The organism is Sorangium sp. So ce693, assembly GCF_051521375.1.
In the GTDB taxonomy this organism is placed as follows: domain Bacteria; phylum Myxococcota_A; class Polyangia; order Polyangiales; family Polyangiaceae; genus Sorangium; species Sorangium atrum.
Genome location: NZ_CP150347.1, coordinates 9,315,148 through 9,336,294 on the forward strand (window position 1 = coordinate 9,315,148; position 21,147 = coordinate 9,336,294).

Annotated in this window: 20 protein-coding genes; 7 read left to right on the forward strand and 13 right to left on the reverse strand. The window is 73.2% G+C overall.

The genetic code is table 11. The features are described from left to right. Positions 1-21: 21 nt before the first annotated feature. On the forward strand, positions 22-858 hold the full coding sequence (locus WMF14_RS34805; protein WP_437793208.1) for a hypothetical protein: 837 nt from the start codon (positions 22-24) through the stop codon (positions 856-858). Positions 859-982: 124 nt separating this feature from the next. Here WMF14_RS34805 and WMF14_RS34810 read toward each other — a convergent pair whose 3' ends face one another. The 9 genes from WMF14_RS34810 to WMF14_RS34850 form a co-directional block, all read right to left on the reverse strand. Continuing rightward, the gene (locus WMF14_RS34810) at positions 983-1,693 is read right to left on the reverse strand and encodes a hypothetical protein (RefSeq protein WP_437793210.1); all 711 of its coding nucleotides are present in this window, start codon (positions 1,691-1,693) and stop codon (positions 983-985) included. Further along, positions 1,690-2,568: a Smr/MutS family protein gene (locus tag WMF14_RS34815; protein WP_437793212.1), complete on the reverse strand. Its 879-nt coding sequence runs from the start codon at positions 2,566-2,568 to the stop codon at positions 1,690-1,692. Before WMF14_RS34815 ends, WMF14_RS34810 begins: the two co-directional genes overlap by 4 nt. Continuing rightward, on the reverse strand, positions 2,480-2,857 hold the full coding sequence (locus WMF14_RS34820) for a hypothetical protein (RefSeq protein ID WP_437324306.1): 378 nt from the start codon (positions 2,855-2,857) through the stop codon (positions 2,480-2,482). The genes WMF14_RS34815 and WMF14_RS34820 overlap by 89 nt, the downstream gene beginning before the upstream one ends. A gap of 63 nt (positions 2,858-2,920) precedes the next feature. Next, positions 2,921-3,928 carry a hypothetical protein gene (locus WMF14_RS34825; protein WP_437793214.1) on the reverse strand — a complete coding sequence of 336 codons (1,008 nt, stop codon included), beginning with the start codon at positions 3,926-3,928 and terminating at the stop codon, positions 2,921-2,923. Next, positions 3,925-4,476, reverse strand: coding sequence for a hypothetical protein (locus tag WMF14_RS34830; RefSeq protein ID WP_437793216.1), 552 nt, complete (start codon positions 4,474-4,476; stop codon positions 3,925-3,927). Before WMF14_RS34830 ends, WMF14_RS34825 begins: the two co-directional genes overlap by 4 nt. A gap of 157 nt (positions 4,477-4,633) precedes the next feature. After that, entirely contained in the window at positions 4,634-5,029 is a 396-nt protein-coding gene (locus WMF14_RS34835) for a hypothetical protein (protein ID WP_437793218.1), read from the reverse strand. 257 nt (positions 5,030-5,286) lie between these two features. Continuing rightward, on the reverse strand, positions 5,287-6,492 hold the full coding sequence (locus WMF14_RS34840; protein ID WP_437793220.1) for a serine hydrolase domain-containing protein: 1,206 nt from the start codon (positions 6,490-6,492) through the stop codon (positions 5,287-5,289). A gap of 221 nt (positions 6,493-6,713) precedes the next feature. After that, positions 6,714-7,262: an NUDIX hydrolase gene (locus tag WMF14_RS34845; RefSeq protein ID WP_437793222.1), complete on the reverse strand. Its 549-nt coding sequence runs from the start codon at positions 7,260-7,262 to the stop codon at positions 6,714-6,716. A gap of 12 nt (positions 7,263-7,274) precedes the next feature. Then, a complete protein-coding gene (locus WMF14_RS34850) occupies positions 7,275-8,555 on the reverse strand; it encodes a YcbK family protein (RefSeq protein ID WP_437793224.1) in 1,281 nt (426 codons plus the stop codon). A gap of 914 nt (positions 8,556-9,469) precedes the next feature. On the opposite strand from WMF14_RS34850, the gene WMF14_RS34855 reads away from it, so the two are divergent. From WMF14_RS34855 to WMF14_RS34870, 4 genes are all read left to right on the forward strand, one after another. Continuing rightward, the gene (locus WMF14_RS34855) at positions 9,470-10,153 is read left to right on the forward strand and encodes a hypothetical protein (protein ID WP_272095366.1); all 684 of its coding nucleotides are present in this window, start codon (positions 9,470-9,472) and stop codon (positions 10,151-10,153) included. After that, positions 10,150-10,626 carry a hypothetical protein gene (locus tag WMF14_RS34860; RefSeq protein ID WP_272095367.1) on the forward strand — a complete coding sequence of 159 codons (477 nt, stop codon included), beginning with the start codon at positions 10,150-10,152 and terminating at the stop codon, positions 10,624-10,626. Before WMF14_RS34855 ends, WMF14_RS34860 begins: the two co-directional genes overlap by 4 nt. Before the next feature lie 2 nt (positions 10,627-10,628). Further along, positions 10,629-11,081: a D-aminoacyl-tRNA deacylase gene (gene dtd / locus WMF14_RS34865; protein WP_437793227.1), complete on the forward strand. Its 453-nt coding sequence runs from the start codon at positions 10,629-10,631 to the stop codon at positions 11,079-11,081. 70 nt (positions 11,082-11,151) lie between these two features. Further along, positions 11,152-12,144: a ketopantoate reductase family protein gene (locus tag WMF14_RS34870; RefSeq protein WP_437793229.1), complete on the forward strand. Its 993-nt coding sequence runs from the start codon at positions 11,152-11,154 to the stop codon at positions 12,142-12,144. Positions 12,145-12,199: 55 nt separating this feature from the next. Here WMF14_RS34870 and pdxA read toward each other — a convergent pair whose 3' ends face one another. The 3 genes from pdxA to WMF14_RS34885 form a co-directional block, all read right to left on the reverse strand. Then, positions 12,200-13,300 (reverse strand): 4-hydroxythreonine-4-phosphate dehydrogenase PdxA, encoded by a 1,101-nt coding sequence (gene pdxA / locus WMF14_RS34875; protein WP_437793231.1) that lies wholly within the window; start codon positions 13,298-13,300, stop codon positions 12,200-12,202. Next, positions 13,297-14,145, reverse strand: a complete 849-nt coding sequence (locus WMF14_RS34880) for a winged helix-turn-helix domain-containing protein (RefSeq protein WP_272095371.1) — start codon at positions 14,143-14,145, stop codon at positions 13,297-13,299. Before WMF14_RS34880 ends, pdxA begins: the two co-directional genes overlap by 4 nt. Positions 14,146-14,348: 203 nt before the next feature. Continuing rightward, positions 14,349-15,794, reverse strand: coding sequence for a TldD/PmbA family protein (locus tag WMF14_RS34885; protein WP_437324318.1), 1,446 nt, complete (start codon positions 15,792-15,794; stop codon positions 14,349-14,351). Between the two features lie 655 nt (positions 15,795-16,449). Here WMF14_RS34885 and WMF14_RS34890 point away from each other — a divergent pair. Together WMF14_RS34890 and WMF14_RS34895 are read left to right on the forward strand one after the other, a co-directional pair. After that, positions 16,450-19,218, forward strand: coding sequence for a tetratricopeptide repeat protein (locus WMF14_RS34890; protein WP_437793233.1), 2,769 nt, complete (start codon positions 16,450-16,452; stop codon positions 19,216-19,218). A gap of 85 nt (positions 19,219-19,303) precedes the next feature. Then, a complete protein-coding gene (locus WMF14_RS34895) occupies positions 19,304-20,119 on the forward strand; it encodes a hypothetical protein (RefSeq protein WP_437793235.1) in 816 nt (271 codons plus the stop codon). Here WMF14_RS34895 and WMF14_RS34900 read toward each other — a convergent pair. Continuing rightward, on the reverse strand, positions 20,107-21,075 hold the full coding sequence (locus WMF14_RS34900) for a uroporphyrinogen-III synthase (RefSeq protein ID WP_437793237.1): 969 nt from the start codon (positions 21,073-21,075) through the stop codon (positions 20,107-20,109). The genes WMF14_RS34895 and WMF14_RS34900 overlap by 13 nt on opposite strands. Positions 21,076-21,147: the final 72 nt, after the last annotated feature.

A 21,147-nucleotide genomic window follows, 5' to 3' on the forward strand; every position in this document is an offset into this window, starting at 1 on the left:
GGGCATCCTGATCCCGCAGACGTGGGATCCGCCTTCACGTGGCTGCTCGAGTGGTGCGCCGAGCTCGTCGGCGCGACGGACGGGGCTGCCGGCGCCGCGGGCGACGACGCGAGGCGCCGGAGGCGGCTTGTGCTGTTGCTCGCGCTCTCGTCGATCGTCGCGGCGAGCTATTTCCTCAGCGAGATCTGGGGCGTGAAGGGCCTGCTCCCCGCCGTCACATTCTTCGTGCTCGCGGTGCAGGCGACGCGCGCCGTCCTCGACGCGCGCGCGTCGCTGTGGCGCGCCGCCGCGCTCGACCTCGACGACCCGGCGCAGCGCCCGCGCGCCGGCGCGGATCCGTGGTTCTCTCCGCCGACGGCGAGGGTCCTGCGCGCGCTTGCCGCCGTGATCGACGCCACGCGCCGCGAGCGCTACGCGGCCGCGCTGGAGCGGCTCCCGTCGGTCGATCGGGCCGCGCTCCGGCCCGACGAGGCGCGGCTGCTCGAAGCGGCCCGCGCGCTGCTCTCCCTGGGCCTCGGCGACCCGGCGCGCGCGGCGCAGCAGGCGATCGTCGCGCTGCCCACGGGGATCGACGCCATCGACGCGCGGCTCGGCCGCGTGGTGATCGCCGACGCGTGGAAGAGCCCCGCGCGGCTCGAGGCGATCGATCGCGCGTGGCGGCAGGAGCTCCAGGGCGGCGTGGCGTCCGAGGCGCTCGAGCGCCTCCTGTCGCTGTCGCGGCTGCGCCTCGCGCCGCACGCGGTGGAGGCGCTCCAGCCCGTCGAGGCGCGCGCGCTGTCGGCCGAGGCCTGGTCGATCGGCGAGGAGGAGCTCGCCGCGGCGCTCGAGTCCCGCGCGCGGAGCGGCGTCTACCGCTGAGCCGGCGGCTCACCGCGGCGGCTCGAGGCGGCTCACCGCAGCGGCTCCTGGCGGCTCACCGCGGCGGCTCCTGGCGGCTCACCGCAGCGGCTCCTGGCGGCTCACCGCGGCGGCTCCTGGCGGCTCACCGCAGCGGCTCGCGCGGCACGGCGGGCGCGATCTCGCGCACGAGGCGGAGGCCGCCGAGCGAGATCTCGACCACCGCGGCGAGCCGCTCCGCCACGAGCTGCTCCGCCGAGGGCCCCGCGGCGCGCGTCTCCGCGATGAAGGCGAAGCAGCGCCGGCCGGATCCGCCGAAGGCGACCGCGAAGCCGTCGATCGGCGCTCCCGGCGGGGTGTCGGCGACGCCGATCGCCACGACGGTGTCGAAGCCCTCCGGCACGTCGATCCGGCGCTCGGCGGCGGTGAGGCCCTCGCCGGGGCTCGGCAGGTCGCGCCAGAGCCGCGCGCGCGCCTCGCACGCCGCGCGGCTCGCGCGGCCGTCCTCGCGCCAGGTGCGCACGAGCAGCGACGTCGACGACGCGGCGTGGGTCGCGACGAGCCAGGGGCCCTCGCCGTCCTCGACGCGGAAGCCGCGCGCGTCGGGCAGCGGGAGCCGGAGATCGAAGCGATCCGAGCGGTATTCGCCGAGCTCGCCGTCGCCGAGCGTCGACGCCGCCTGCGCGGGCGGCGCGGGCCTCGGCGGCTCGGGCGGCGCGGCAGGCGCCGGCGCGCACGCGGGCACCAGGGCGAGCAGCGCGGCGGCCGGCGCGAGGGCGCGGCGCGGCGCGCGCGCCTTCGGCTGCGACCCGTGCCCCGGCGCTCCGCCGGGCTCGGCGCGCGACGCGGACCTCATCGCGTGAGCAGCACGAGCAACGCGCCTGCGCCGCCCTCCACGTCCGGGGCCGTCGCGAAGGCGGCGACGTGGCGGGCGACGCGGCCGTTGCTGAGCCAGGCGGCGATCTCGCCGCGGAGCACGGCGTGGCCGCCGGGCGAGTGGTTGCCCTTGCCGTGGACGATGGCGACGACGCGGTCTCCGTCGCGCTGCCGCTTGCAGACGAACGCCTCGACGGCCTCGCGCGCCGCCTCGAGCCTCAGGCCGTGCAGATCGAGGGTGCCGTCGACGGCGTAGCGTGCGCGGCGGAGCCGCCTGAGCTCGCGCGGATCGACGTCGAGGCGCCGGCCCTCGATGCGCTCGCTGTCGTCCGTGGTCTCGAACTTGATCCCCTCGATGACGAGCGAGCGCATGCGCGAGCGCGCGTCCTCGTCCGGGTCGAACGCGATCGTCGGGAGCGCGGCCCGCTCGACGCGGCTGGCGGTGACCGGGATCCGGGTCGCGCGATCCTCGAGCACGCGGACGCCGGCCATGTAGATGGCGAAGGTCTCGGGGTCGACGGGCCGCGGCGCCTGCTCGGCGCCTGCCCGCGGCGCCGCGCCGGCGCCCGGGGGCGCGGTCGATCTCGCCTTGGTCTTCGCCTCGGGCGCGGACGCTGTCGCCTTGGTCTTCGCCTCGGGCGAGGACGCCGTCGCCTTGGTCTTCGCCTCGGGCGAGGACGCCGTCGCCTTGGTCTTCGCCTCGGGCGCCGGCTTGGCCTTGGGCTTGTTCAGCTGCCGGAGCGTGGCGAACGGCTGATAGAACGCCTCATCCGCCTTGCGCGCCGCCGCCTTCGCGGCTCGCGCCGGGCTGGCCGCCGATTTCAGGTCTCTCTCGCGCTTCGCGCCCTTCGCCATCCCCCAGAACATCGCTCGCGAGGCCGCGGAGTGCAAACCGGACGGCTTCGATGCCGGCGAGCTGCCCGTCCTCGAAGTGCCAGTCGGGGTCGTCGAGGCCGGGGAAGTCGTGCGGGTTGCGGATGTCCTCGGCCGTGAGCGTGGGGATGAGGCGCCGCGCGAGGTCGATGACCTTGGCCCTCTGCGCTCCCTCCATGTCGGCGAGCAGCTCGAAGATGCGATGGAAGAGCTCGGCGGGCGAGGGGGCGGCTTGCGGCGCGCCGGGGCGGGCCGCGTCGTGAGAGCGCATCGGGCGCAGCATACGCCATCGGGCCGAGCGCGCCGCGCCCCGCCGCCCGACCGCGCGTGGAGCTCAGCCGCCTCCCGCGCGCGGGAGCGCGGACCGCGGCGAGGGGAAGCAGGGCTCCGCCGGCACCCCGAAGGCAGCCAGCGTGAGCACCGGCATGATGGCGCCGAACACGCCGAGCCCCATGAAGGCCGCGATCCCGAGGTGCAGCAGGGAGGTGGCCACGACGACGGCGCGCCGGGTGAGCCGTGGCCAGATCAGGAAGGCGTACCCGAGCTCCACGGCGAGCACGGACCACCCAGCGGCCTGCGCGACCCACGGGTGACTCGCCAGCCAGGAGAAATCGAGCTGGCGATACTCCGGGAGCATCACCGAGCGCCAGATCGCCTCACCGTTCCACCAGGCTTGGCCTGCAGCCTTTTCCAGTCCGCTCGCCAGGTAGGCGACGCAGAGGTGCAGCTGGACGACGCGCAGCCCGAGCCGCGCGGCAGGCGTCGGCTCGTCGGGCGCGCAGGCGAGGGCGCGACGTGACCCATGCCCCCGCCGATCGAAGGACAGCGCCGCGCCGGAGGGCACCCAGACGAGATAGAAAAGAAAGATGTTGGCGAACACGTCGGCTCCGTAGACGGTCGGGTCCGCCGTCACCATCAGCATCCTGTGGGTGCTCCAGGCGAGCAGCGCAGCGGCCCTCGTCCTGAGGCCACAGAGCAGCGCGGCCAGGGAGAGCGCGTAGACGGCTCCGGTGCCCACGAGGATCGGGGCTTCGCCGACCCCGAGCGGGACGAGGAGCTCGGTCAGCCAGCCGATGCCGGGCAGCTCGCGCGGGGTGAACGCGTCCCGGAGCGGGTCCTGCAGGATGCCCGCGGGGCCGTAGAGATCGAAGAGCAGCGGAGCGACGAGCGCCGCCTGGGTGAGGAGCACGGCGGCGAGCCCGATGCGGAGCGCCGCGAGGGGCATGGCGGACGCCGGGGCGAGCGCGAACCGTTCGATCGCCGAGGCCGCCGAGGCGAGCGCGGAGACCGGGGAGAGCCCGGCCCTGCCCGATGCGCCGCTCGGCTCGCTGCTCACGGTCACGGCGCGCCGCCCTTCGCGCGCGAGGCGGCCTGGAACCTGCGCCGGGGGACGAGCTTCGCCTGGTAGATCAGGCCCCACGTCGGCCGCTTGCCCTCGCGGTATTCCTGCATCGACGGGAGATCGCAGACCTCCAGCCGGACGATCACGCTCGCGGCTCCTGGGTACCTCGCGAGCACCTTGCCTGCCCACGAGGCCGCGAGCGAGCGCCGCAGCGACTCGTCCTCTTCGGTCATGAAGAGCGCCACGATGCTCCTGACCCGGAGATCCGCCTCGTGGTTCGCCCCGGACTCCAGGACGTCGGAGATCACCCTCCCTCGCGCGTCCGTCACCCGAAACCTCGCCCAGGGCAGCGCGCTGACCGAGGGAGCGAAGAAGTTGTAGCCGCTGTCGGCCCCGGAGAGCGCCCCGTAATACGCGGCCGCCTGGCCGAGCCGCCCCGCCTCGTGCAGATCGACCTGGAGCGCCCCGAGCACGACGAAGCCGAGGTGCGCTGCCGCCGCGGCCATGGCCAACGGGGCGAGGCGCCGACGTCCTTGTCTTCCACCCATGAGGCTCCCTCCGCCGGCCCCCGCGCTCGAGGACCGGCACCTCCCCGCGGCGCGCGCGGAGTCATCGGTTCTCCGGCTGGACCGATCCTGCGGTTTCCACACAGCGCGACGCGACGAACGGGGCCCGCCGCGCCCAGGCGGCGCTCCTGGATCGAGGTCAGCGAGGCTCTCCGAGGCTCATGATCGGCCCGGAGGGGTCCTCTGCCGGCGCTGCATCCGATCGCCCGTGGTCAAGGGGCCGCCCGTAGGGATGGAAGTCCCCGTAGGGCCGGACCGGTCTGAACGGCCGGAAGCTCCCATACGGCCTGTACGGCCTGTGCGGCCGGAAGTACCCATACGGCCTGTATGGCCAGAATGGCCTGAACGGCCGGAAATTCCCATGATAAGGGACATCATCCGGGGGAAACCAGGCGTCGGGAAAGTCCGAGCTCGTTGTCTCCTCGACGAGCACGAGATCCTGGATGGGCGTCGTGCTCTCCGCAGCAGCGATCTGCGCGGTGCCGAGCGCCATTCCGGACAGCGTCAGGGCCCCGAGCGCTTTCACCAGCTTCATGACGGAATCCTTTCACGATGCGAGCGCCTTGCCGGGCGTCATCCCGTGCAGGCTGCGTCCATGGCGATGCAAGCGTGAGGCCCGTTCGCGGCGGACCGCTGGCTCCGCGCGCGGCGGCGCGGGTTCCTGATAACCGCGGCTCGGCGCCGCGCGCGCGCCTCGCACGCCCCGGGGCGTCGCGTGTGCGCGCGGTGGACAGCGACCGGCACCGGCCTGAGCGCGTGCGCGTCGCTATCGACGCGACGCCCCTGCCCGGCTCAGGGCGAGATCAGGACATTCGCCAGATCATCGACGATCCTGCCGACATCGCCGCCCTCGAGATTGACGAGCACGGTGATAGAAGCATCCTTGTCGACCGCGTAATAAGACGACGACGTGAAGCCCCAGATACCGCCGTCGTGACCGACCAGGACGCCGAGCGGAGATTCCCGGCGCGACAGCCCGAGGCCGTACCCGGTGACCTCGCCGAGGGGCGCGTCGACCCACGCGGTCATCTCTTCGAGCTCGGCGGGGCCGAGCAGCGCGCCGTCGAGCACCTTGCGGTAGAAGCTCGTGAGGTCACCCGTGGTCGAGACCAGCGCGCCCGCCGCGCCCGCCGCGGACGCGTCGATCGCGGAGGTCATCTCGACGAGCTCCCCTCGGCTCCGCCCGTAACCGTGCACGAGGCCGGCCACGGCCTCCTCGGCGCCGTCGAGGTACGTGTGCGCGAGCCCCGCCGGCTCGAGGACGCGGCTGCGGAGCAGCTCGCCGATCGGCTCTCCCGAGGCCGCCTCGACGATCAGGCCGGCGATGATGTAGTTCGTGTTGGAGTAGGCGAAGCCGCGTCCTGGCTCGAAATACGGCGGCTTCGACGCCGCGAGCTCGATGAGCTCCGCGGGTGTCCACGTGCGCGTCGGATCGTCGAGGGCCGCGGTCCAGAACTCGTCGAGCGCCGTGTAGTCGAAGATACCGCTCGTGTGGTTCAGGATCTGTCGCACGGAGATCTTCTCTCCGTGGGGGACACCGCCGACGTACGCGGAGACGGTATCGTCGAGCGACAGCCGGCCTTCTGCGCGGAGCATCAGCGCCAGCGTGGAGACGAAGGTCTTCGTGATGCTCCCTGCGCGGAAGAGATCGCCGGGCTGGATGGCCACGTCGGCCTCGGTGTCCGCGACCCCCGCGGCGCCGAGCCAGCTGCACCCGCCGAGGCGCACGGCGGCGGCCGCGCCGGGGAGCCGCTGCGCTTCCACGGCCGCGTCGAGCGCTCTCTGGAGCTCCAGCGAGAGCTCGTCGCAGCCGGCGCCCGGCGTACCGTCTGAGCCGCCGGGTCCAGCGGCGGCGCTGCCGACTCCGACGCTCCCACCGCCGTCGTCGTCCGCGGTGGCCACCGTGTCGAGCGGAGCAGGCGAGGAGCTCATGCACCCCGCGAGCAGGACAACGCCGATGCAAGAGAAGAAAGCGGTCGGCCGAAGAACACGGCTCATCGATCGGGTCTCCATGGCCTCCCCGTGAGGTCCACTGCTGCGCTCGGCGGCGCCGCTCCCGATCTCCCGGGGCGGCCCCACGAAGGGCGCGCATCAAGACGCGACGGGTCCGACCGTGTCAACCGGCCTGCGCAGGCGCGAGTGCTCTCGCCCACGCCGGACGTCGATAGCGCAGCTTATCGCGTGTGCCGGCGGACAGGCCGTTCCCACGAATCACGCGGTCAGCGCGGCGCCGCCGTCGCGACGGCGAGCGCCCGCAGCAGGGTGATCACGGCGATCGAGTGGCTGATCCGGCCGTCCTGCATCGCGGCCATCACGTCGTCTGTGCTCATCACGACCGCTTCCGTGCTCTCGTGCTCGTCGCCCTCGGGCTCGCCGACCCGCCGCGCGCCGCGCGCCAGGTAGAGGAAGCAGCGATTCGCCTGGAGCGCGGGATTCGGGTGTACCCACCCGAGCGTCTCGAGCGACTCCACAGCATACCCCGTCTCCTCCAGGAGCTCGCGCGGCGCAGCGGCCGCCGGCTCTTCCCCTGGATCGACAAGGCCGCCTGCCGTCTCGATGGTCACCGCGTCGACCCCGTGCCGGTACTGCCGCACCAGGACGAACTGGCCTTCATCCGTGATCGCGGCCACCGAGATCCAGTCGGCGAGCTCCAGCGTGAAGGCGGGATACGACGCGCCCGCGGCCATGACTTCGTGGCGATGGATCGCGAGCGGACCGAACGTACCGGCGAGCGCCGAGGCGTGCCGGCGAGGAATCGTGATACCCATCCCGCCTCACTACTACGGCGTGCCCCTCGCCGCCGTCTCCGGCGGGGCGCCCACCTTCTCCGGCGCCGCTCCCGTCTTCTCCGGCACGGTGCTCGCCTTCCCCGGCGCCGCACTCGCCGCCTTCTCCGGCACCGCTCCCGCCGCCTCCAAAGCGGAGCTCGCCCTCTCCGGCGCCGCGCTCGCCTTATCCGACACAGGGCCCGCCATCTTCTCCGGCGCCGTGCTCGCAGACCTGTCGCGGCGCTCCCGCCGGAGCACCTCCTCCGCGTCCTCGCCGGGCATCCCCTCGGTCGCCCCTCGCCCTTCGTCCTGCGGCGGCGGCCACGCGGTCACATAGCGGGGTGCCTCGCCGGGTCCGGACGCATCGATCCACGAGACGCTCCCCGTCCCGGGCGCGCGCACGTCGACGTGCACGAACGAGCTGTTCGGATAGTACCCGCAGCCCGTGTCGGCGAGCGCGCGGCAGGCGGCTGCGAGCTCGTCGTTCCTCACCCCGGCGATGCGCAGATCGAGCGCCCGCCCCGTCTGGTGCAGGCTGCCCTGGCTCTGCGGCCTGTACCCGCTCACGAGCGACACGAGCCGGCCCGGGTACCGCCGCGCCAGCGCGTCGATGCGGGAAAGCAGCCCGGGATCGAGCAGCCGCACGCCGGGCGCGACCTCCCCTGCCTGCACCCCGCTCGCCCTGCTCCCGGCGGCTCGCGGCTCATCGCCAGCGCGCCGCCCCTTGCGGCTCGCCGCTTCCGGCCTCCGCGCGGGCGCGCCCTCGTCGGACAGGATCGGCCGCGGCGTGCCCCACGGGCGCGCAAGCAAGGAGAGGGCGCGCCGGGCCTCCTCGCGCGGCTTCCCCTTGCAGTCGACAAGCTCGAGGCGCTCGGGCTCCAGCCCGCTGCGATCCATCGAGAGCACCGGTCCGTGGCACGGCTTCGGAGGCGCATCCCGCTCCATCCCCTTCTTCGCCCCGCGCCGCTTGCTCTCGACCGTGCGCGCCGCCCGCCTCTTCTCCTTCTTCTTCTCGCCGCCTGCCTTCTTCTTGGCGACCCCCTTTTTCCCGCCGCCCGCGTTCGCCGAACCGCCCGCGTTTTCCTCCGCGTCTGCAGCCGCGTGCGGCGCCTTCCCGCGGGAGCGAGCCGTCCCTGTCCGGTTCCGATCCCCCGCCCCGCTCGTCTTCTCGCCACCGGTCGCGGCCGACGCGCTCTTCGCACGGCCATGGTGCGAGCTCTCCCGCGTCTTCGTTCGCGGGGCTTGCTCCGCACCTGCAGGGCTCGCTGGCGCGCGATCCCGACGGGTCTGCACGCTCCCCTCTTCCCTGGATTCCCCGGACCTCTCGGCAGCGGCGTGCGCCCCGGGCAGCGGCTCCGCGCGGACGGGCCCCGCCAGGATCGCCGGCACCGCGATGCTCACCAGCACCGAGAGCGCGGCCGCGCGAGCACGCCTCAGGCGCGCACGCGGCTCCCCCCTGCGCACAGCTCCCCCTGCGTCCCGCGGCGCCGCGCCTGCACTGCTCACGGATCGAAGGCTCATCATGGAAAGCTCCAGTCGGGTCGGGTGCGAGTGCCATCCACCACGAAGCAGATCTCCAGGACACGGCGTCGCCGCCCGTCCGCAGGATGGGGGTTGGTAAGGGCAGTCGGCGGTCCGCTTCTTGAATCGACCTGGGACGAGACCGGCAACCTCGAAACGGCGTCTCCGAGACGCCCCTCGCGGAAGCTCGAAAGCTCGGAAGGGAGACTCGGAAGGCAACCTCGGAAGGGAGACTCGGAAGGCAAGCTCAGAAGGGACCGAACCCTGAGGACAGGAATGGCATGAAGTGCGGAGGGCAGCCCAATTTTCTGCGGCGCTGACCAAAGGCTGTGGTAGGAACCAGCTGCCTCGCGACTGCGGTCGGGTCGTGAGCGCGGCTCCGGGGTGCATGGGGGCAGAGCCCCTCGTCACGCGGTCCGCGGTCGGGTATCGCCCGGCGCACCACGCACTGCGGCGTGGCCCTACCTTCACGATCAACGCGGCCAGCGTGATCAGCGCGGAGATAGGCGTCGCGTCCCTTGCGCAACATCGTCCGGGCCATCGCGGATCGCGGGGGAAGCGCCCGGCCCAACACGCACCAGCCTCATTCACCACACCATCGATGCAAGCGGGGCGCCACACGCGGGATGCGGAAGCCGAACCCGGTGGCGCGTCCATGATCGCTCCGAGGTCACCAGGGGCACGACATGCGGCGAATTCGTAGAGACGCAACCAAGGTCTGGCACAATCCCGAGCTCCACACGGCCTATGGCCGTGGTCAGCCGAACAGCGCGGGGCTGCCGCGTCCGACGCAGACCGGCGAGGACCGGCGGGCAGCCAAGCAACACCGCGCCGCGCTCGAGGCGCTGTTCTCTCCGCGCAAGGAGCCGGAGGCAGAGGACAGCAAGGGCGGGCGCGTCAAGTCCGGACGCGACGCCGCGTCCAAGGCGCCGGGGCGCATCGTCCTCGCCCCGCCTCCGCAGAGCGACCCGAAGGCCGTCGAGCGCCAGCGGCTCCTGTCGAAGCTGCTCTGCGCGTCGGGCCGGCCCAACATCTCCAAGGCCGCGAACGAGTTCCTCCGCGCCGGCCACGCGTTCCCCGCGGAGCAGGACGTGTACCTGCAGCTGCTCGAGCACAGCGACGAGCAGCGCATCCAGGAGGCGATCGACGAGCTCGCGGGCATCCTCGTCGGCGAGCTGCCGAAGCGGCGCGCCGTGCTCGAGTCGCGGCTCCGCCGCATCGAGGAGTTCGCGGAGGAGCCCGCGACGCGCGAGGCCGCCGAGCGGCTGCGCCGCCAGGTGAGCGGCAGGCCCGAGGCCCCGGCCGCGGACGGCGCGCCCCGGCGCAGCGCGGGCGGCGACATCTCCGAAGCGAGCGGCGAGGCGGAATGACGCGCGCGGAATTCGAGGCCGAGCTCCGCAAGCTGATCCAGACGTTCGAGACGGGCACCGGCAACGAGCGGTGCGTCGCGTGCGTGTCGTGCGAGCGCTGCGTCGACTGCACGTTCTGCCGCAACTCGAAGGCGCTGCAGCGGTGCCACTACTGCGTCGACACCCAGCGCTCCTCGGACAGCACGCACTGCCGCGGCTGCCGCGATCTCATCGCGTGCAGCCACTGCGTCGCGTCCGAGCGGTGCACGCAGTCGTCGTACCTCGTGCGCTCGGTCGACTGCACCGGCTGCACCTACTGCTTCGGCTGCGTGGGCCTCGTCCGGAAGGACTTCCACATCCTCAACCAGCCGTACGATCGCGGCACCTACTTCAAGCTCACGGCCAAGCTGATGCGCGAGCTCGGGCTGAGCGCGGGCACCGGGGCGGAGCCCGCCGCCGCCGCGCCGAGTCGAAGCGCGGCCGCGCAGCGCTAGCGATGCGCGCGGTCGTTCAACGCGCGCTCGGCGCGCGCGTCGAGGTCGAGGGCCAGGTGGTCGGCGCGATCGAGCGCGGCCTCGTGGCCTTCGTCGGCGCCGCGAAGGACGATGGCGACGCCGACGCCGACCACGTCGCCGGCAAGATCGCGGGCCTCCGCGTGTTCAGCGACGACGTCGGCAAGATGTCGCGGGCGCTTTCGGACGTGCGCGGCGCCGGCGTGCTCGCGATCAGCCAGTTCACGCTCTTCGGGGACGTCCGGCGCGGCCTGAGGCCGAGCTTCGACGGCGCCATGGAGCCCGTGCGCGCCGAGGCGCTGTACGATCGCTTCGTCGCCGCCTTGCGGGCCCGCGGCCTCACGGTGGCCACGGGCCGCTTCCGCGCCGACATGCGCGTATTCGTCGAGAACGACGGCCCGGTCACCATCCTCATCGATTCGAAGCGGACGTTCTGAGGGATCCGCCGCGATCGACGGCGACAGCCACCCCCTTCTCCCCGAGCGCCGCGCAGGCTACGGGGGAGCCATGCGGATCAGCATCGTGGGCGCGGGCGCGCTCGGGCGGATCTACGGCGTGCGCCTGGCCACCCAGGGAAGCGACGTCACGTTCGTGGTCCGGCCCGAGCGCGTCCACGACGCACGGCCGTTCGTGATCGAGCAGGTGAACGGCGCCGATCGACGCGACACGCTCGCTCGCCCGCGCCTCGCGGCCGAGATCCCGGCCGACGCGGACGTCGTCCTGATCACCGTGCGCTTCGATCAGCTCGTCCCTCGCGCCGACCTCGGCGGCGCCGCGCAGCGCGGGGCGGGCGGCAGGTCGGTGGCGGATCTGCTCCGCGGCGGCCCGGCCGCGCCCGCCGTGGTGCTCACGCCGCTCCTGCCCAGGGAGCGCGCCGACCTCGAGGAGGCCGCCCAGCGCCGCATCACCCCCGCGATGCCGGGCGTCTCGGGCTACCTGGACGAGCGCGGCGTGGTCCGCGCCTGGATCACCGAGCTCGCGCCGACGCTCATCGACGAAGAGGGGGGCGCCCCCGCCGAACGACCGCTGCTCGAGGAGCTCGCGCGCCGCCTCACGAGCGCCGGTGTCCCGGCGCGGCTCGAGCCGGACGTGGGCGCGCAGAACGTGGCCACCACGACCGCGTTCTTCCCCCTGATCGCCGCCATCGACGCGGGCGGCGGGGCGAGCGCCCTCCTCGAGAACGACGCCGTGCTCGGCACCGTGGTCGAGGCCACCAGGGAGACCGTGGCGCTCGCGGACCGGCTGGGCAAGGTGGCCCCGTGGACGAAGCTCCTCCTCCGGTTCATCGGGCCGCTCACGCTGAAGCCGGGCATCGCGCTCGTGCGCCTGCTGGCCCCGGAGTTCTTGCGGTTCCTCGACGTGCATTTCGGCCCCAAGCTCCACGCGCAGCACCTCGCGATGGGCGCCACCGTCCTCGAGATGGGCCGAGAGCGCGGCGTGAGCATGCCGGCGCTCGAGCGGCTGCTCGCGCACCTCGGCGGCCGCCCCGGGGCGCGCTGAGCCGCGCCTTCCTGCGCCCGCGCCCAGCGTCGGCGCGGGTCGGCGTGTCGCCGCGTCAGCGCGCGCGCGCGGCCGCGAGCTGCGCCGCGAGCACGATCGCCTCGCGCATGCCGCGCGGGTCGGCGCGGCCCGTCCCCGCGAGATCGTACGCGGTGCCATGGTCGACGCTCGTGCGCACGATCGGCAGGCCGAGCGTGACGTTCACGGCCTCGCCGAAGCCCAGGAGCTTGCTCGGGATCGTCGCCTGGTCGTGGTACATGGCGACGACCCCGTCGAGCGCGCCGCGCGCCGCGAGCCGGAACGCCGTCTCCGCGCCGACGGGCCCGGTCAGCTCCGCCGCCGGGCCCGAGCGCGAAAGCCGCCGCGCCGCGAGCCGGATCCCCGGCGTGATCCGCACCTGCTCCTCGTCGCCGAGGAGACCGCCTTCGCCAGCGTGGGGGTTGAGCGCGGCGACGGCCACGCGCGGTTTCTCGCGGCCGAGGTCGCCGAGCAGCCGCGCGAGCCACACCGCGGCGCGCGCCACCTCGCGCGGGCTCACCGCCTCCGGCACGTCGCGCAGCGGCATGTGCGTCGTCACGAGGGCGGTCACGAGCTTGCCCGAGGCGAAGGCCATCGTGACCTCGCGCGCGCGGAGCCGCCGGCCCAGGTGCTCTGTGTGCCCGAGGAAGTCCGCGGATCCCGGCGCGCCGCTCGTGGCGATCGCGTGCTTCGACGCGGGCCCCGTGACCAGCGCCGCAGCGACGCCGTCGCGGACCAGGTCCGTCGCCGCGTCGATCCACGCGAGCTGCGCCGCGCCGTCCTCCGCCTCGGGCCGACCGAACGCGCTCGGCCGCGAGAGCCGCGCGCTGCCCGCCCAGAGCCCGATCGTGCCGGGCGCGAGCTGCTCGATGGCCGCGCGCCCATCGACCACGACGAGCCGGCGGGCCGCGACCCGGACGAGCCGCGCTGCCCGCCGGACGATCGCCTCATCGCCGACGAGCACGCAGCGCGCGCCCTCGACGGACGCCGCGCCGGCCACGGCCACCTCGGGGCCCACCCCGCTGGGGCACCCGACGCTGATCGCGACGATCGGCGGCCCTTCGGCGCGCGAGCGGCCGCCGCCGCGCGCCGCAGCGGCGGTCGTTCGCGCGCCGCCGCGGCGAACCGGCGACGTCATCGGGTGATGCGCCGCTCGCGCCCGGGCGGCGCAGCGTCGTGCGCAGACGGCCCCGCTCGCCGCTCGGCTTGCGCGGATTCCTCGTCCTCGCCGTCCTCGCCGCCCTCGTCCTCGTCGCCCTCGTCGTCGCTCTCCTCGTCCTCGTCCTCGTCGCGCAGCTCCCCGCGCTCGTCGCCCTGGGCCTCCTCGCCGGCCCCGCTCCGCTGGAGCGCCCTGCTCGCGTCGCCGCCCTCGGGACCACCGGCGCCGGGGATCGGCGACTCGAGGCGGTACCCGGCCCCGCGCAGCGTGACGAGGGGCAGCGCCGCGCCGAGCTTCGCCCTGAGGCGCCTCACGTGGATGTCGACGGTCCGCGCGCCGCCCTCGTACTGGCTGCCCCAGACACGGCGGAGAAGCTCTGTCCGCGACACAACTTTTCCGCGGCGCTCGCACACGTACGAGAGCAGCGCGAACTCCTTCGCGGTGAGCGGCACATGCATGCCGCCGACCGAGACGTCATGGGCCGCGCGGTCGATGACGATCGCGCCCACCTTCACCCGCTCCTCGGTCGCGAACTCGCTGCGGCGCCACTCGACGAGGCGCACGCGCGCGTAGAGCTCGGCGGGCACGTACGGCACGAGCAGGAAGTCGTCGAAGCCGCTCGACGGCTCGATCCGCGCGATCTGCGCGACGCTCACGGCGACCAGCGCGCCGACCTCCTCGAGGCGCGGCTCGCGGCGCAGCGCGCGAAGCGCTGCGGCGGCCAGATCCGGCCTGTCGAGCGCCTCGACGACGATCGCCCGTGCCTTGCTCTCGTCGTCGTGGAAGAGCCGCGGTGGATCGTCCCAGAGATCCAGGGTCCGCACGTCAGCGCCCAGCGAGCGCAAGACCGATGCGGCACCCTCGTCGCGCTCCAGATCCGGTCCGTGTCCAACGATGGCTATGAACGAGCGACGCGCCATGAACGCCCCGTATACGGGTGTCACGACGGGCCGGCAAGACGCACCGCGCTAAACCCACCAATCCCGCTGTCGTGCTTACCTTCCGCCTGGAGTTCCAGCCTTGAAAATCAGCCGATCCGCGTTCCGCCGACCGTGATGAGATCGATCTTGATTGTGGGGCAGCCAACACCCACGGGGACGCTCTGTCCGTCCTTGCCGCACGTCCAGATGCCGTCGGAGACGGCGACGTCGTGGCCGAGCATGGTGACGCGCCGGAGCACCTCGGGGCCGTTGCCGATGAGGTTCACGCCCTTGAGCGGCGCGGTCAGCTTGCCGTCCTCGATGAGGTAGCTCTCGGTCAGCGAGAACACGAAATCGCCGTTCGAGATGTCGACCTGGCCGCCGCCGAACTTCTTCGCGAAGACGCCGCGCTTCACGGACCTCACGATCTCCTCGGGATCGTGCGGGCCCGCGAGCAGGATGGTGTTCGTCATCCTGGGCATCGGCGCGGCGGCGAAGCTCTCGCGCCGCCCGTTGCCGGTCGGCGTGAGCCCGAAGTGCCGGGCCGAGAGCCGGTCGTGCATGTACCCGACGAGCTTGCCGTTCTCGATGAGCGTGCTGCGCTCGGGCTCGTGGCCCTCGTCGTCCACGTTGATCGTGCCGCGCGACTGCAGGAGCGTCGCGTCGTCCACCACCGTGCACAGCGGGCTCGCGACGTCCTTGCCGATCTGTCCCGCGTAGTTGCTGGTCCCCTTGCGGTTGAAGTCCGCCTCGAGCCCGTGCCCCACCGCCTCGTGGAGCAGGATGCCGCTGTCGCCTGGGGCGAGCACGACGTTCATCTCGCCCGCGGGCGCGTCGCGGGCGTCGAGCATCGCGACCGCCTGCCGGGCGGCCTCCTCGGCGTGCCACTCCGGCGACTTGCCCTCGAAGTAGGCCGTCGTCATGCGCCCGCCGCCGCCGCTCGATCCTTCCTGGCGCTTTCCGCTGCGCTCGGCGAGCGCCCGCACGCCGAAGCGGATGAGCGGCTGGACGTCGTGCGCCATCCGCCCGTCGCTCGTGGCCACGAGGACCTCGCGCACCTCCTCGACGAAGCTCGCCTCCGCCTTGACGATGCTGGGATCGTAGGCGAGCGCCGCGGCGCTCGCGCGCTCGAGCAGCGCGCGCTTCGCGAGCCCGGGGGCGTCGAGCGAGATGCTGGGCAGCTCGTAGCGGGTCGGCAGCTCGCGGCGCCTGAGCTCGATCTTCTCCTTGCCGCCGGAGCCCGTCGCGATCTGCGCCGCCGTCTCGGCCGCGCGCCGCATCGCGTCCCAGGTGAGGTCCTCCGTGTACGCGTACCCGGTCGCGTCTCCTCGCTGGACGCGGACGCCGACCCCCATCGACACCCCGCGCGACGCCGCCTTCAGGATCCCTTCGTCGAAGGTGAACCCGCCTCCGGCGCGGTACTCGAAGAAGAGGTCAGCGTAATCACCTCCCTTGGACAGGGCGACGGAGAGGAGCCGCTCGCAAAGCGCGGCGTCGACGGCATTTTCCTCTCCAGGAGCGAACGGGGCACGGTAGGCCTGGCTGCGCGACATGGTGCCCAACTCTAGGTCCATTCGCCGGGACGGTCGAGAAACGGCGGCGCTCCGGAGCGCCCTCCCGCCGACGCCCGCGCCCGCCCCCGCCGACGGCCGAGCTCGCGACCTACCCCCTGCCCTTTCATCCGGCGCGGCGCGCATACATCGCCCGCGCGCCCACGCCCGACGCCCACGCCGTGATCGCGGGGTCGCGGGGTCGCACGACCGCCAGCGAAGCGGCCGCGGGTCGGCGGATCGCAGAAGATCTCACGAAATGTGCAACAAGGCCGCTCGACTGCTAGGCTTAACGCTGTCTTCGCGGGAATGGCGGCGCTCGCCACCTTCCCCGCGATCTTCGCGAATCCCCGGCCGTTCAGCGCGTTCCTACAGGGTAGGGCGCGCTCTTCGACGCGCCTCGACCGGACCGCCCAGCGTCCGACCGGGGCGGGGGCTCGCGGCCACCGCGCCAGGCGGTCGCCGCGTCGCCAGACAGGGGGCCCCCGGGGGCCCGCACACTGCAAACAAGCACCTTCGCGGTAGCTTCCGGAACTTCCGGCGCCGCGCGCTTGTACGTGGTGGCGGGATTGGCTAGGTGTTTTTTAGGCGAGGTGAGGGATGCCGACGAGGCGCCCGAGCAACGCCTTGCTGCCCTCAGCAGGAGATTCCCATCGCCGTGGCGGTCGATCGCGACAAGGTACTCCAGACCGCGCAGAAGCTTGTCGAGCGGAAGCGCTTCGACAAGGCCATTGTCGAGTACCAGAAGCTGGTCGCAGACGATCCGAAGGACGTCCGCACGCTGCTCAAGATCGGCGACCTCTACCTGAAGACGGAGGAGTACGTCGAGGCGATCACCACCTACGAGCGCGTCGGCCAGTTCTACTCCCTTCAGGGCTTCGCGCTCAAAGCGATCGCCGTTTACAAGCAGATCCGCGAGATCATCCACAAGCACGTCCCGCAGTACGAGGATCGCTTCGGCCACATCGTCCCGCGCCTCGCGGAGATCTACACGCAGCTCGGGCTCACGAGCGACGCGCTCGCCGCCTACGACGAGGTCGCGACGCGCCTCCTCCGCGCGGGGCGCGACCGCGACGCGATCGACATCTTCAAGCGGGTCGTCGACCTCGACACGAACAACCCCCTCGCCTACCTCCGCCTCGCGGAGGCGCTGATCCGGGTCCGCGACTACGACGCCGCGATCCAGCGCTTCGGGACGGCGGCCGAGCTCCTGCTCAAGCTCGGGCGGCGCGACGACGCGCTGAAGGTGGTCGAGCGCCTGCTGCAGCACCGCCCGGACGCCCGATTCGCCCGCATGGCCGCCGAGATCTACCTCGATCGCGGCGATCCGAGCGACGGGATGTCGGCCCTGACCAAGCTGCAGATCGCGTTCAAGGAGAACCCGCGAGACCTGGAGACGCTCGCGCTCCTCGCCCGCGCCTTCGATCTGCTCGGGCAGCCGGCCAAGGCGATCGAGGTGCAGAAGGAGTCGGCGCGCATCGCCAAGGAGGCCGGGCGGGTCGACCAGTTCGCCGCGCTCGTCTCGGCCCTGATCACGCGCGCCCCGAACGACGAGGGCGTGCGCCAGCTCGCCTCCCAGATCGCGCCCTCGTCGAGGAGCACGCGCGCGTCGATCGACGTCGAGCTCGACGAGGGCGAGGGCGACGACGAGGAGGCGGAGGAGCTCGACGTCGAGGACGACGAGCCCGCGTCCGCGGTGCCGATCCCGCTCCGCGCGTCGCAGCCCTCGACGTCGCCGATCGCGAGCCCGCGGCAGCTCGTCGCGCACGCCGAGAGCCTCCGGCGCGACCGGCAGTACGACAAGGCGGTCGCCCTGCTCAAGGGCGGCGTCGCCCGGCTGCCGGCCGCTCGAGAGCTGCGCGAGAAGCTCTGCGACGTCCTGATCGAGGCGGGCGATCAGGACGCCGCCGTCGAGCAGATGCTCGCGTTCGCGCAGCAGCTGGCCAGCGAGGACGCCGTCGACGACGCGGCGAGGCTCCTCGACGAGGTGCTGCTGCTCGATCCCGGCAACGCGCAGGCCACGGAGATGCTCAACCTGCTCGGCTACGCCGTCCCGCAGGAGGACGAGCTCGCCGACGAGGAGCACGCCGAGCCGGAAGCCTCGCCGACGGCCGGCGAGAACGACGCGTACGCGTCCGAGGTGCCGAGCCAGGACCTCTACGACCCCGACGCGCCGCTGCCCGCGTACACCCTCGACGAAGACGGCGTCGTCGAGGCGCTCCCCCGGCGGCCCGAGCTCGTCACGCACCTCGACGACCCGTTCGCGAACGAGCCGCCGCTGCCGAGCTTCCCGATCGAGGACGTCGAAGAGGTCGAGGACGTCGAGGAGCTCGAGGCCATCGACGACGAGGAGGAGGAGACGGCGTCGGTCAACCCGAGCCGTGCGCCCGAGCACCCCCTGGCCGTCGCTGCGTCCCAGGCTCCGCCCCCGGCGTCCTCGATACCTCCCCCTCCCGTGCTCGCGGCGCCGCCGCCGGCCCTGTACAGCCCGGTGTCGGGCCGGCCGGCGTCGGTCCGGCCGGCGTCGGGCCGCTCCGTGCCGCCGGGGTCCTTGCGGCGCGCGGACGCGCTCGACGAGGACGCGCTCGAGGAGGTCGAGTTCTTCGCGCAGCACGGGATGTTCGACGAGGCGCGGAACATCCTCGAGGAGCAGCTCGCGCGGCTGCCGAACCACCCGCTCCTGATGGAGCGGCTGCGCGAGGTCACGGAGCTGGCCTCGGACGCGCGGGGGGTGGTGCGGGCGGCGACCGACAACGAGAGCGGCACGCGGGCCGTCCCGCGCGGCAGCGAGCGGCCGGACGAGGATCGCGCGTTCGACATCGCCGAGTCGCTCAAGATGATCGACGAGCTCGAGGTCGTTCCGAGCTCGGTGACGGGCGTCCAGGACGATCCTCGGCAGATCAGCGTCGAGAGCGTCTTCGAGCAGTTCAAGGCGGGCGTCGCGGCGCAGATCTCCGAGTCCGACGCGTCGACGCACTACGATCTCGGCGTCGCCTACAAGGAGATGGGGCTCTACGCCGACGCGATCGGCGAGTTCGAGCTCGCCGCCCGCGACCCCGGGCGAGAGTGCGTCTGCCAATCGATGATCGGCGTCACCCACCTCCAGATGGGCAACATCGAGGCGGGCATCGACGCGCTCATCCGCGGGCTGCACGCCTCGCACAAGACGGTCGAGCAGGAGCTCGCGCTGACCTACGAGATCGCGAACGCCTACGAGATGCGCGGCGTCCCCGAGCAGGCGCTCTACTACTTCCAGCGCGTCGCCCGGATGAGCCCGAGCTACAGCGACCCGCGCGGCAGCGTGGCGGAGCGGCTGCGCCGCATCGACGTCCCGAAGCCGGCCGCGCGCGCCGTCGGCGCCGAGATGATCGCGGACGAGTTCGACGCCGCCTTCGACGATATGCTCCCGAGCGGCAAGCTGCCCTGAACGCATCGCGCGCGCGGTCGCGCGGGTGCGCCCTGGAAACGACAGAAATTGGGCCACGGCGGGCGCTCTCCGGTACCGGAGGGGCATGAACCGACCGCTCCTCTTCGCCGCCCTCACCTCGGTCCTGGCTGCCGGTTGCGGCGCCGGGATCGAGACGAACGCTCGATCCGGTCGCCCGCAGGACGGCTCCGCCAAGGTGGCGGCGCAAGCGCGGCGCGAGGTCCCGCAGCGGGCGAAGGGCTCGCTCGACGAGCGCGGCGCGATCGTCGAGGAGGCGTCCGGCGCGCGCAAGCCCGGCGATTATGTGGCCTACCGGTTCTCGGGTAGCTTCAGGAAGACGCCGCTGCTCCTCACGCAGCGGGTCGTGGCGCGCGAAGGGGACGTCCTCGTGGTCGACGTGACCCTCGAGGACGGCAAGAAGACCGAGGCCCTGCGGGTCCGCATGAGCGACGAGCCCAGCAGGCGCGGTGAGATCCTCGGCGCGGCGTGGATCGACGACGGCGCGGAGCGGCCGGCGACCCTCTCGGCCTACGACGCGATGATGGCCAAGACCGCGCTCGCCGCCGACGAGAACGAGGACGTGCTCGGCAGCGAGGCGGTGAACGTCGAGGTCGGCGGCTCCTCCATCCCGTGCCAGCGGACCAGCTTCCGCGTGCGCATCGGCAAGACGAAGGCGACGATGCGCACGCTCCAGAGCGACGACTTCGCCTGGGGCGACGTGGGCGGTGAGATCACGGCCGAGGACGGGCGCGTGCTCTACCGCGCCGAGCTGATCGACAGGGGCCACGCGGACATGGATGAGCGCGCGGCCGCCGGCGCAGAGCCCAGCCCCGCGCCCCGACCGGCGACCGTGGCGCGCTCCGCCGACGAAGACGAGGCGTACGACGACTACGAGGACTGAGCCGGCAGGGGCGCGTCGCCCCGGTTTCCCTTCGCGACGAGGATCTCGAGCGCGCGCGCGGCCGCCGCCTTGACCAGGTGGCCCATCTTCGGGTGCTCGGGCTCGAAATCCGGCTCGATCCCCTCGGCGCGCAGCGCCTCCGTGCAGACCGGCCCGATGGACGCCACCACGCCCCGCGCGAGCGCGGCGCGCAGCCGCTCGACGAGCCCCTCCTCGGCCGCCACGAGGAGCGCGTGCTCGACCTGCGCGCGGCTCGTGAAGAGCGTGATCGCCGCGCCGCCGTCCGCCATGAGGCGGAGCGCCTGCCGGAGCGGCGCGGTGTCCTCCGGGAGCGCCCAGCGGTACACCGGCACCGGCGTGACATGCGCGCCGGCCGCCGAGAGGCTCGCGTAAAGCTCGTGGCTCGGCGCGCCGTGCTCCTGGACGGCGACGCGCTTTCCGCTCAGGTCGCCGAGCGCGCTGACGGCCTCGACGATCTCCCGCCAGGTGTTCGGCTCGCGGACGGTGATGAAGCGGGTCAGGCCCAGCTCGCGCAGCGCCGAGGCCGGCTTGGGGCCGCGCACGACGATCTGCACGGACGAGAGCGCCGCCGCCAGGAGAGATACGCCCTGGGCGTCCGCACCAGCGTCACCTTCGGACGCCCCGCCGCCCTGGCTCGGCTCGAGCGCAGGCGCCGCCTCGGCCACGAGCGCCCGGGTCCCGACGCCGGTCATCAGGATCACGACGTCGAACTCGGCGCCCGCGAGGCGCCGCGCGAAGTCGAGAGCGCGCTCGTTCCTCTCGATGGGCACCTCGCGGAGCGTGGGCGCCGTGACGGGCACACCGCCATACCGCTGGATCAGCGAGGCCATCTCGGAGGCGCGGCGGCTCTCGAAGCAGATGACGCGGCGCCCGGCGAAGTCAGACGGCGCGGGCGGAGAGGGACGGTCGTTTCGTGGGTGGGTGGGCGTGCTCACCCGCGCAGCATAGCCCGGGTCCAGCGCGGGCGGGTTTCGGGCGGTTGACCAGTTTGCTAAGCTCCTCGTGTG

Bases quoted from the DNA above. Each gene is read 5' to 3' on its own strand.
- WMF14_RS34845 (WP_437793222.1), bottom strand. From the start codon at position 7,262: ATGGGTATCACGATTCCTCGCCGGCACGCCTCGGCGCTCGCCGGTACG.
- WMF14_RS34830 (WP_437793216.1), bottom strand. From the start codon at position 4,476: ATGGGTGGAAGACAAGGACGTCGGCGCCTCGCCCCGTTGGCCATGGCC.
- WMF14_RS34895 (WP_437793235.1), top strand. From the start codon at position 19,304: ATGAACCGACCGCTCCTCTTCGCCGCCCTCACCTCGGTCCTGGCTGCC.
- WMF14_RS34815 (WP_437793212.1), bottom strand. From the start codon at position 2,568: ATGGCGAAGGGCGCGAAGCGCGAGAGAGACCTGAAATCGGCGGCCAGC.
- WMF14_RS34810 (WP_437793210.1), bottom strand. From the start codon at position 1,693: ATGAGGTCCGCGTCGCGCGCCGAGCCCGGCGGAGCGCCGGGGCACGGG.
- dtd (WP_437793227.1), top strand. From the start codon at position 10,629: ATGCGCGCGGTCGTTCAACGCGCGCTCGGCGCGCGCGTCGAGGTCGAG.
- WMF14_RS34855 (WP_272095366.1), top strand. From the start codon at position 9,470: ATGCGGCGAATTCGTAGAGACGCAACCAAGGTCTGGCACAATCCCGAG.
- WMF14_RS34835 (WP_437793218.1), bottom strand. From the start codon at position 5,029: ATGAAGCTGGTGAAAGCGCTCGGGGCCCTGACGCTGTCCGGAATGGCG.
- WMF14_RS34870 (WP_437793229.1), top strand. From the start codon at position 11,152: ATGCGGATCAGCATCGTGGGCGCGGGCGCGCTCGGGCGGATCTACGGC.
- pdxA (WP_437793231.1), bottom strand. From the start codon at position 13,300: ATGACGTCGCCGGTTCGCCGCGGCGGCGCGCGAACGACCGCCGCTGCG.
- WMF14_RS34885 (WP_437324318.1), bottom strand. From the start codon at position 15,794: ATGTCGCGCAGCCAGGCCTACCGTGCCCCGTTCGCTCCTGGAGAGGAA.
- WMF14_RS34840 (WP_437793220.1), bottom strand. From the start codon at position 6,492: ATGAGCCGTGTTCTTCGGCCGACCGCTTTCTTCTCTTGCATCGGCGTT.
- WMF14_RS34820 (WP_437324306.1), bottom strand. From the start codon at position 2,857: ATGCGCTCTCACGACGCGGCCCGCCCCGGCGCGCCGCAAGCCGCCCCC.
- WMF14_RS34860 (WP_272095367.1), top strand. From the start codon at position 10,150: ATGACGCGCGCGGAATTCGAGGCCGAGCTCCGCAAGCTGATCCAGACG.